Genomic DNA, 6,734 nt, shown 5'->3' on the forward strand with positions numbered 1-6,734 from the left:
ATGCCCCTCAATTCCCGCCGCCGGTACGCCCTCGTGGGCGCCGGCTCACGGGCTGGAATGTTTCTCCGCGCGATCACCGGCGACCACGCGGACGTAGCCGAACTGGTCGCCATGGCGGACACCAACCAGGCACGGCCGGCCGTCCACAACAAGCGGCTCGCCGAACCCGTCCCGGTGTACGACGCGGCCGACTTCACCGAGATGCTCAAGCGTGAACGCGTCGACGTCGTGCTGGTCGCGACCGTGGACCGCTACCACGACCACTACGTCGCCGCGGCGCTGGACGCCGGCTGCGACGCGATCACCGAGAAGCCGATGACCGTCGACGTCGCCGGTTGCCGCCGCATCCTGGACGCCCAGCGGCGCACCGGGCGCGACGTCCGGGTCACCTTCAACTACCGCTACAACCCGCTGCACGAGGCGGTGAAGCGGGTCATCTCGTCCGGCGAGATCGGCGAGGTGGGCTCGGTCCACTTCGAGTGGCTGCTCGACGTGCGGCACGGCGCCGACTACTTCCGCCGCTGGCACCGCGACAAGGCCAACTCCGGCGGCCTGCTCGTGCACAAGGCCGGCCACCACTTCGACCTGGTCAACTGGTGGCTCGACGACGGCCCCGAGCAGGTCTTCGCGGCCGGGCGGCTGTTCTTCTACGGCGAGCAGGGCCGCCGCCACGGGTACGCCCGCGACTACGAGCGGGCACACGGGGCGGCCGACGCCGACGGCGACCCGTTCGCGCTGCGGATGGCCGACGAGCCCACCATGCGCGAGCTCTACCTGGAAGCCGAGGGCTACGACGGCTACATCCGGGACCGCAACGTCTTCGCGCCCGGTGTGACCATCGAGGACGACATGGCCGTGCTGGTCCGCTACACCCGGGGCGCGTCGATGAGCTACCACCTCACGGCGTACGCGCCCTGGGAGGGCTACCGGGTGATGTTCAACGGCAGCAAAGGCCGCCTGGAACTGGAGGTCGTGGAGAGCGACCACGTCTCACCCGCGGCCGCGGCCGGCGTCAAGGGCGAGCCGGGCGCCGAGTCGACCGCCGAGAAAGGCAGCAAACGGCTGCTCCTCCGCCCGTTCTGGGCGCCGCCCCGGGAGATCGGAGTGGACGGGCTGTCCCGGCACGGGCACGGTGGCGCCGACGTGCGCATGCTCGCCGACCTGATCCGGCCGGACGCGCCACCGGACCCCCTCGGGCGCACCGCGAACGCCGTCGACGGCGCCCGAGCCCTGCTCACCGGCCTGGCCGCCAACGAGTCCCTGGCTCAGGGGCAGGCCGTCCGCGTGCCGGACCTTCTGAATCTTGAGGACAACGAGTGATCGACGAGAACCACCTCTTCCCCGCCGAGCCGACCCAGCGGCAGATCGCCCGCGAGCTGTACCGGCACGCCAAGGACCTGCCCCTGATCAGCCCGCACGGGCACGTCGACCCGGTGCTGCTCGCCGACGACGAGCCGTTTCCGGACCCGGCCCGGCTGTTCGTGGTCCCCGACCACTACGTCACCCGGATGCTGGCCAGCCAGGGCATCCCCCCGGCCCGGCTCGGCGTGCCCAGCGTCGACGGGTCGGCGGTGGAGACCGACGGGCGGGTGATCTGGCGGCTGCTGGCGGAGAACTGGAAACTGTTCCGGGGCACCCCGTCGCGGCTCTGGACCGAGAAGGTCCTCTCCGGCGTCTTCGGCCTCACCGAGCCGCTGAACGCCGCGAACGCCGACGAGATCTACGACGAGCTGTCCGCCCGGCTCGCCGAACCCGGGTTCCGGCCGCGGGCGCTGTTCACCCGATTCAACATCGAGGTCCTGGCCACCACCGAGAGCCCCCTCGACGAGCTGCACGCGCACGCCAAACTGGCCGCCGACGGCTGGGGCGGACCGGGCGGCCGGGTGATCACCACGTTCCGGCCGGACAACCTGATCGACCCGGACTGGCCCGGCTGGGCCGAGCGGGTCGCCCGGCTCGGCGAGCTGACCGGCCTCGACGTCGGCACCTACCCCGGCTTCCTGAACGCGCTGCGCAGCCGCCGGGCCGCGTTCATCGAGGCCGGCGCCACCAGCTCCGACCACGGCCACCTCACCGCCGCCACCCTGGTGCTGAGCGACGCCGACGCGGCCGTCCTCTACCGCAAGGCCCTCGGCGGCGGCGCCACCGACGCCGACGCCGAGGCGTTCCGGGCGCACATGCTCGTCGAGTTCGCCCGCATGTCCCTCGAGGACGGCCTGGTCATGCAGCTGCACCCGGGTTCGGTCCGCAACCACAACGAGGCCCTCTACCGGCGGCACGGCCGCGACGTGGGCGGCGACATCCCGTCGGCCACCGACTACGTGCACGCGCTCAAGCCGTTGCTCGACGCGTACGGCGACGACCCCCGCCTGCGGATCGTGCTCTACACGCTGGACGAGACCGTCTTCACCCGCGAGCTCGCCCCGCTCGCCGGCGGCTACCCCAGCCTCTACCTGGGCGCGCCCTGGTGGTTCCTGGACAGTCCGGAGGGCCTGCGCCGGTTCCGGGAGACCGCCACCGAGACGGCCGGCTTCTACAACACGTCCGGATTCGTCGACGACACCCGCGCGTTCTGCTCCATCCCGGCCCGGCACGACGTGGCCCGCCGCGTCGACGCCGGCTTCCTGGCCCGGCTCGTCGCCGAGCACCGCCTCCCGCTCGACGAGGCCGCCGAGACCATCGCCGACCTCGCCTACCACCTCCCGAAGCGTGTCTTCCGACTGGAGAAGAACTCATGACAGTGCGGATCACCGGCGTCGACGTCCACGACGTCCGGTTCCCGACCGCGGCCGCCGGCGACGGTTCCGACGCGATCAACAAGGGTGACTACTCGGCCACCTACGTCGAGATCACCACCGACGCGCGCGTCACCGGCAGCGGCCTGACCTTCACCAACGGGCGCGGCAACGAGCTCACCTGCGCGGCCGTCGAGGCGCTGGCCCACCACGTCACCGGCCGCACCGTCGAGGACATCGCCGCCGACCAGGTCGGCTTCTGGCGGTCCATCACCGCGGACGCGCAGCTGCGCTGGCTCGGACCGGAGAAGGGCGTCATCCACATGGCGTCCGGCGCGCTGATCAACGCGGTCTGGGACCTGCGGGCCCGCCTCGCCGGCAAGCCGATGTGGCGCTACCTCGCCGAGATGCCGGCCGGCGAGCTGGTCGCCGCCATCGACTTCCGGCACATCAGCGACGCGATCACGCCCGGCGAGGCCCGCGAGATCCTCGAGAAGGGCACCATCGGGTACGCCGAACGCCTGGCCGAACTGGAACGCGACGGCTTCCCGGCGTACACCACGAGCGTGGGCTGGCTCGGCTACCCGGACGACAAGGTGCGCGAACTGACCCGGCAGGCGGTGGCCGACGGCTGGCGCGCGGTCAAGATGAAGACCGGCGGTACGCTTCCGGACGATGTCCGCCGGGCCGGGATCATCCGTGGCGAGCTGCCCGAGGGCGCCCTGCTCATGATGGACTCCAACCAGGTCTGGGACGTCGACCAGGCGATCGCCGCCATGGAGGAGCTGAAAGCCTTCGACCCGTACTGGATCGAGGAACCCACCCACGCCGACGACGTGCTCGGCCACGCCCGCATCGCCCGCGCGGTCGCCCCGGTCCGGGTCGCCACCGGTGAGGTCGCCGCCAACCGGGTGATCTTCAAGCAGCTGCTGCAGGCCGGCGCGATCGGCGTCTGCCAGGTCGACGCCTGCCGGGTCGCCGGGGTCAACGAGGTGCTGTCCATCCTGCTGCTGGCCGCCAAGTTCGGGGTTCCGGTCTGCCCGCACTCCGGTGGCGTCGGCCTCTGCGAGTACGTGCAGCACCTGGCGATCTTCGACTTCCTGCGGGTGGGCCGGTCGCTGGACGGCCGCATGATCGAGTACGTCGACCACCTGCACGAGCACTTCACCGACCCGGTCACCGTGACCGACGGCCGTTACCGGCTGCCGCGGGCGCCCGGCTACAGCGTCGAGATGAAGCCGGCGTCGATCGCCGAGTTCCGCTTCCCGGACGGGCCGGCATGGCGGTGACCTACCGCCTCGGCCGCGGCGCGCTGGCGTCACTGCCCGAGGCGAGCCGTCCGGCCGTCAGCCCCGGCAGCGTCCGTGCCGGGATCGTCCACCTCGGCCTGGGCGCCTTCCACCGCGCCCACCAGGCCGTCTTCACCGAGGACGCGGTCGCCGCGTCGGGCGGCGACTGGGGGATCATCGGTGTCGCCCCACGCTCCCGCGAGATCCTCGACAAACTGCGCGCGCAGGACGGTCTGTACAGCGTCCTGACCGTCGGCGGGGGACCGGACCGGGCCCGCACGATCGGCATCCTGGCCGGGTTCGGGCACGCCGCCGGCGACCCGTACGGGGTGGTCGCGGCGATCGCCGACCCGGGCATCCGGATCGTGTCGATGACCGTCACCGAGAAGGCGTACCGGATGGATCCGGCCGGGCGGCTGCTGCTCGACGACGACCTGCGCGCCCAGCTCACCGGGCAGGCGCCGCCGGTCGGCGTGCCGGCGCTGCTGGCCCGCGCCCTGATACGGCGGCAGGCGGCCGGCGGCGGCCCGCTCACCGTGCTCTGCTGCGACAACATGCAGGGCAACGGGCCACGCATCCGGGGCCTGGTCGCCCAGGCGCTCGAGGTGGCCGGCGTGGACATGCCCGCCGGTGTCGCCTTCCCGGCCACCATGGTCGACCGGATCGTGCCCGCCACCAGCGCCGACCACATCCGGCGGGCGGCCGTCGCGCTGGGCGCCGAGGACACCGTGCCGGTGGTGGCCGAGCCGTTCACCCAGTGGGTGATCGAGGACGACTTCCCCGGCGGCCGGCCGGACTGGGCGGCCGCCGGCGCGGTGCTCACCGGCGACGTCACCCCGTGGGAGCTGTGCAAACTGCGCGCCCTCAACGGGGTCCACTCGGCGGCCGCGTACCTGGGCGCGCTGGCCGGGCGCGAGTACATCGCCGACTCCCTGGAGATGCCCGGGATGACCGGGCTGCTGCGCCGGTTCATCGCCGACGACATCGCGCCGACCATCGAGCCGCCGTCCGGGGTCACCGTGACCGGGTACGGCGAGCAGTCCCTGCAACGGTTCGCCAACCGGGAGCTGGGCCACCGCAACCTGCAGGTGGCGATGGACGGCAGCCAGAAGCTGCCGTACCGGATGCTCGCCGCGATCACCGAGCGCCGCCGCGCCGGTGCCGTGCCCGTCTGGGGCGCGCTGATGGTGGCCGCGTGGATGCGCTTCGCGCGGGGATACGCCGACAGCGGCGCCCGGCTCCCACTGGACGACCCGTTGGCCGGGCCGATCCGGGACGCGCTGGCCGCCGCGCCGGACACGCCGGCCGGTGCGGTCGGCGCGCTGCTCGGCGTGGACGCGATCTTCGGGCCGGAACTCGCCGGCGACGCGGCCCTGCGCTCCGAACTGGTGCGCTGGTACGGCGAACTGGACCGGCACGGCGTCGTGGCGACGGTGAAGGGGCTGGGCTGATGGCCACCCGGGTGGCGCTGATCGGCGCCGGGGGCCACGGCCTCTCGCACCGGCGTACGTTGCAGAGGCTGTCCGACGCCGGAACCGTCGAGGTGGCCGGCCTCTGCGACCGGCAGCCGGTCGACCCGCACCCGGACGCGCCGCTGCCCGGGGTGCCGTTCTACCGCGACCACCGTGAACTGCTCGCCGGGGAACGGCCGGAGATCGTGATCGTGTGCACTCCGCCGCACACCCACCTGGCGATCGCGCTGGACGTGCTGGCGGTCGGCGCCGATCTGCTGCTGGAGAAGCCGCCGGTGATGTCGTCGGACGAGCACGACCGGCTGACGGCGGCCGTGACCGGGAGCGGCCGGATCTGCCAGGTCGGATTCCAGGCGCTCGGCTCGGCGGCGCTCGCCGAGCTGTGCGCGTCCGCGCCGGCCGGGCCGATCGGGGTGTCCGGGGCGTGGTGGCGGCCGGACACCTACTACGACCGGGCGCCCTGGGCCGGGCGCCGTTCCGTGAACGGCCGGCCGGTGCTGGACGGGGCGCTGGTCAACCCGTTCGCGCACGCCCTGATGCAGGCGCTGGTGCTGGCCGACGAGGCCGGCCCCGGCTTCCGGCCGGTACGGATGGAGCTGGAACGCTACCGGACCCGGCCGATCGAGACCGACGACACCACGTTCCTGCGCCTGACCGGAGACGACGGGCGCCGGATCACCGTGGGGGTGACGCTGGCGTCGGAGGTCTTCATCGCCGGGGAGATCCGGGTCGGCGGCGCCGTCCTGGAGTACCCGACCGACCGGCTCCGGCTTTCCGGGCAGGCCGCTCTCCAGCGCGTCCCCGGGCGGACCGGCCTGCTGGAGAACCTGATCGAGCACCGGCGCGACCCGCGGACGCCGCTGCTGGCGCCGCTGGCCCGTACCGAGCTGTTCACCGCGGTCGCCGAGGCGATCGTGCGGGCGCCCGCGCCACGCGTGATCGGCGACGGCTGGCTCGCCCCGCACCCGGACGGCGGCGGGCGGGTCGTCACCGGGATCGACGAGATCGTCCGGGAGGTGGCCGGCTCCGGCCGGCTGCCCTCGGAGACGAGGGTGCCGTGGGCCGCCGAGGCCTACCGCACCGTCGTGGAACGGCAGCCCGCAGGCCGCCCGTGACCCCCAACCCGCGTGTTGGGTTCGGGTGCGCTCCGACGTCCTGGCTGGTGAGGCCCCTGTGCAGCCAGGACGCGGCGACCGGGTTACGGGCTCCGAGCCGTGTGCGGAGCAGTTCGAGCAGCG

General features: G+C 73.3%; 5 protein-coding genes. All 5 read left to right on the forward strand.

Going from position 1 to position 6,734, the window contains the following annotated elements; genetic code table 11:
* The 5 genes from AB0I88_RS30825 to AB0I88_RS30845 are packed head-to-tail and all read left to right on the forward strand — an operon-like array spanning position 1 to position 6,611.
* Positions 1–1,320, forward strand: a complete 1,320-nt coding sequence (locus AB0I88_RS30825) for a Gfo/Idh/MocA family oxidoreductase (RefSeq protein WP_361032460.1) — start codon at positions 1–3, stop codon at positions 1,318–1,320.
* Positions 1,317–2,738, forward strand: coding sequence for a glucuronate isomerase (gene uxaC / locus AB0I88_RS30830; RefSeq protein ID WP_361032463.1), 1,422 nt, complete (start codon positions 1,317–1,319; stop codon positions 2,736–2,738). The genes AB0I88_RS30825 and uxaC overlap by 4 nt, the downstream gene beginning before the upstream one ends.
* Positions 2,735–4,024, forward strand: a complete 1,290-nt coding sequence (locus AB0I88_RS30835; RefSeq protein WP_361032466.1) for an enolase C-terminal domain-like protein — start codon at positions 2,735–2,737, stop codon at positions 4,022–4,024. Before uxaC ends, AB0I88_RS30835 begins: the two co-directional genes overlap by 4 nt.
* Complete coding sequence (locus AB0I88_RS30840; protein ID WP_361032469.1) at positions 4,015–5,475, forward strand: mannitol dehydrogenase family protein; 1,461 nt, start codon at positions 4,015–4,017, stop codon at positions 5,473–5,475. Before AB0I88_RS30835 ends, AB0I88_RS30840 begins: the two co-directional genes overlap by 10 nt.
* The gene (locus tag AB0I88_RS30845; RefSeq protein WP_361032472.1) at positions 5,475–6,611 is read left to right on the forward strand and encodes a Gfo/Idh/MocA family oxidoreductase; all 1,137 of its coding nucleotides are present in this window, start codon (positions 5,475–5,477) and stop codon (positions 6,609–6,611) included. Before AB0I88_RS30840 ends, AB0I88_RS30845 begins: the two co-directional genes overlap by 1 nt.
* Positions 6,612–6,734 lie beyond the last annotated feature (123 nt).

Source organism: Actinoplanes sp. NPDC049802 (assembly GCF_040656595.1).
Classification (GTDB): Bacteria; Actinomycetota; Actinomycetes; order Mycobacteriales; family Micromonosporaceae; genus Actinoplanes.

Coding starts and splice junctions, on each gene's coding strand:
- AB0I88_RS30825 (WP_361032460.1), top strand. CDS start 1: ATGCCCCTCAATTCCCGCCGCCGGTACGCCCTCGTGGGCGCCGGCTCA.
- AB0I88_RS30840 (WP_361032469.1), top strand. CDS start 4,015: ATGGCGGTGACCTACCGCCTCGGCCGCGGCGCGCTGGCGTCACTGCCC.
- AB0I88_RS30835 (WP_361032466.1), top strand. CDS start 2,735: ATGACAGTGCGGATCACCGGCGTCGACGTCCACGACGTCCGGTTCCCG.
- AB0I88_RS30845 (WP_361032472.1), top strand. CDS start 5,475: ATGGCCACCCGGGTGGCGCTGATCGGCGCCGGGGGCCACGGCCTCTCG.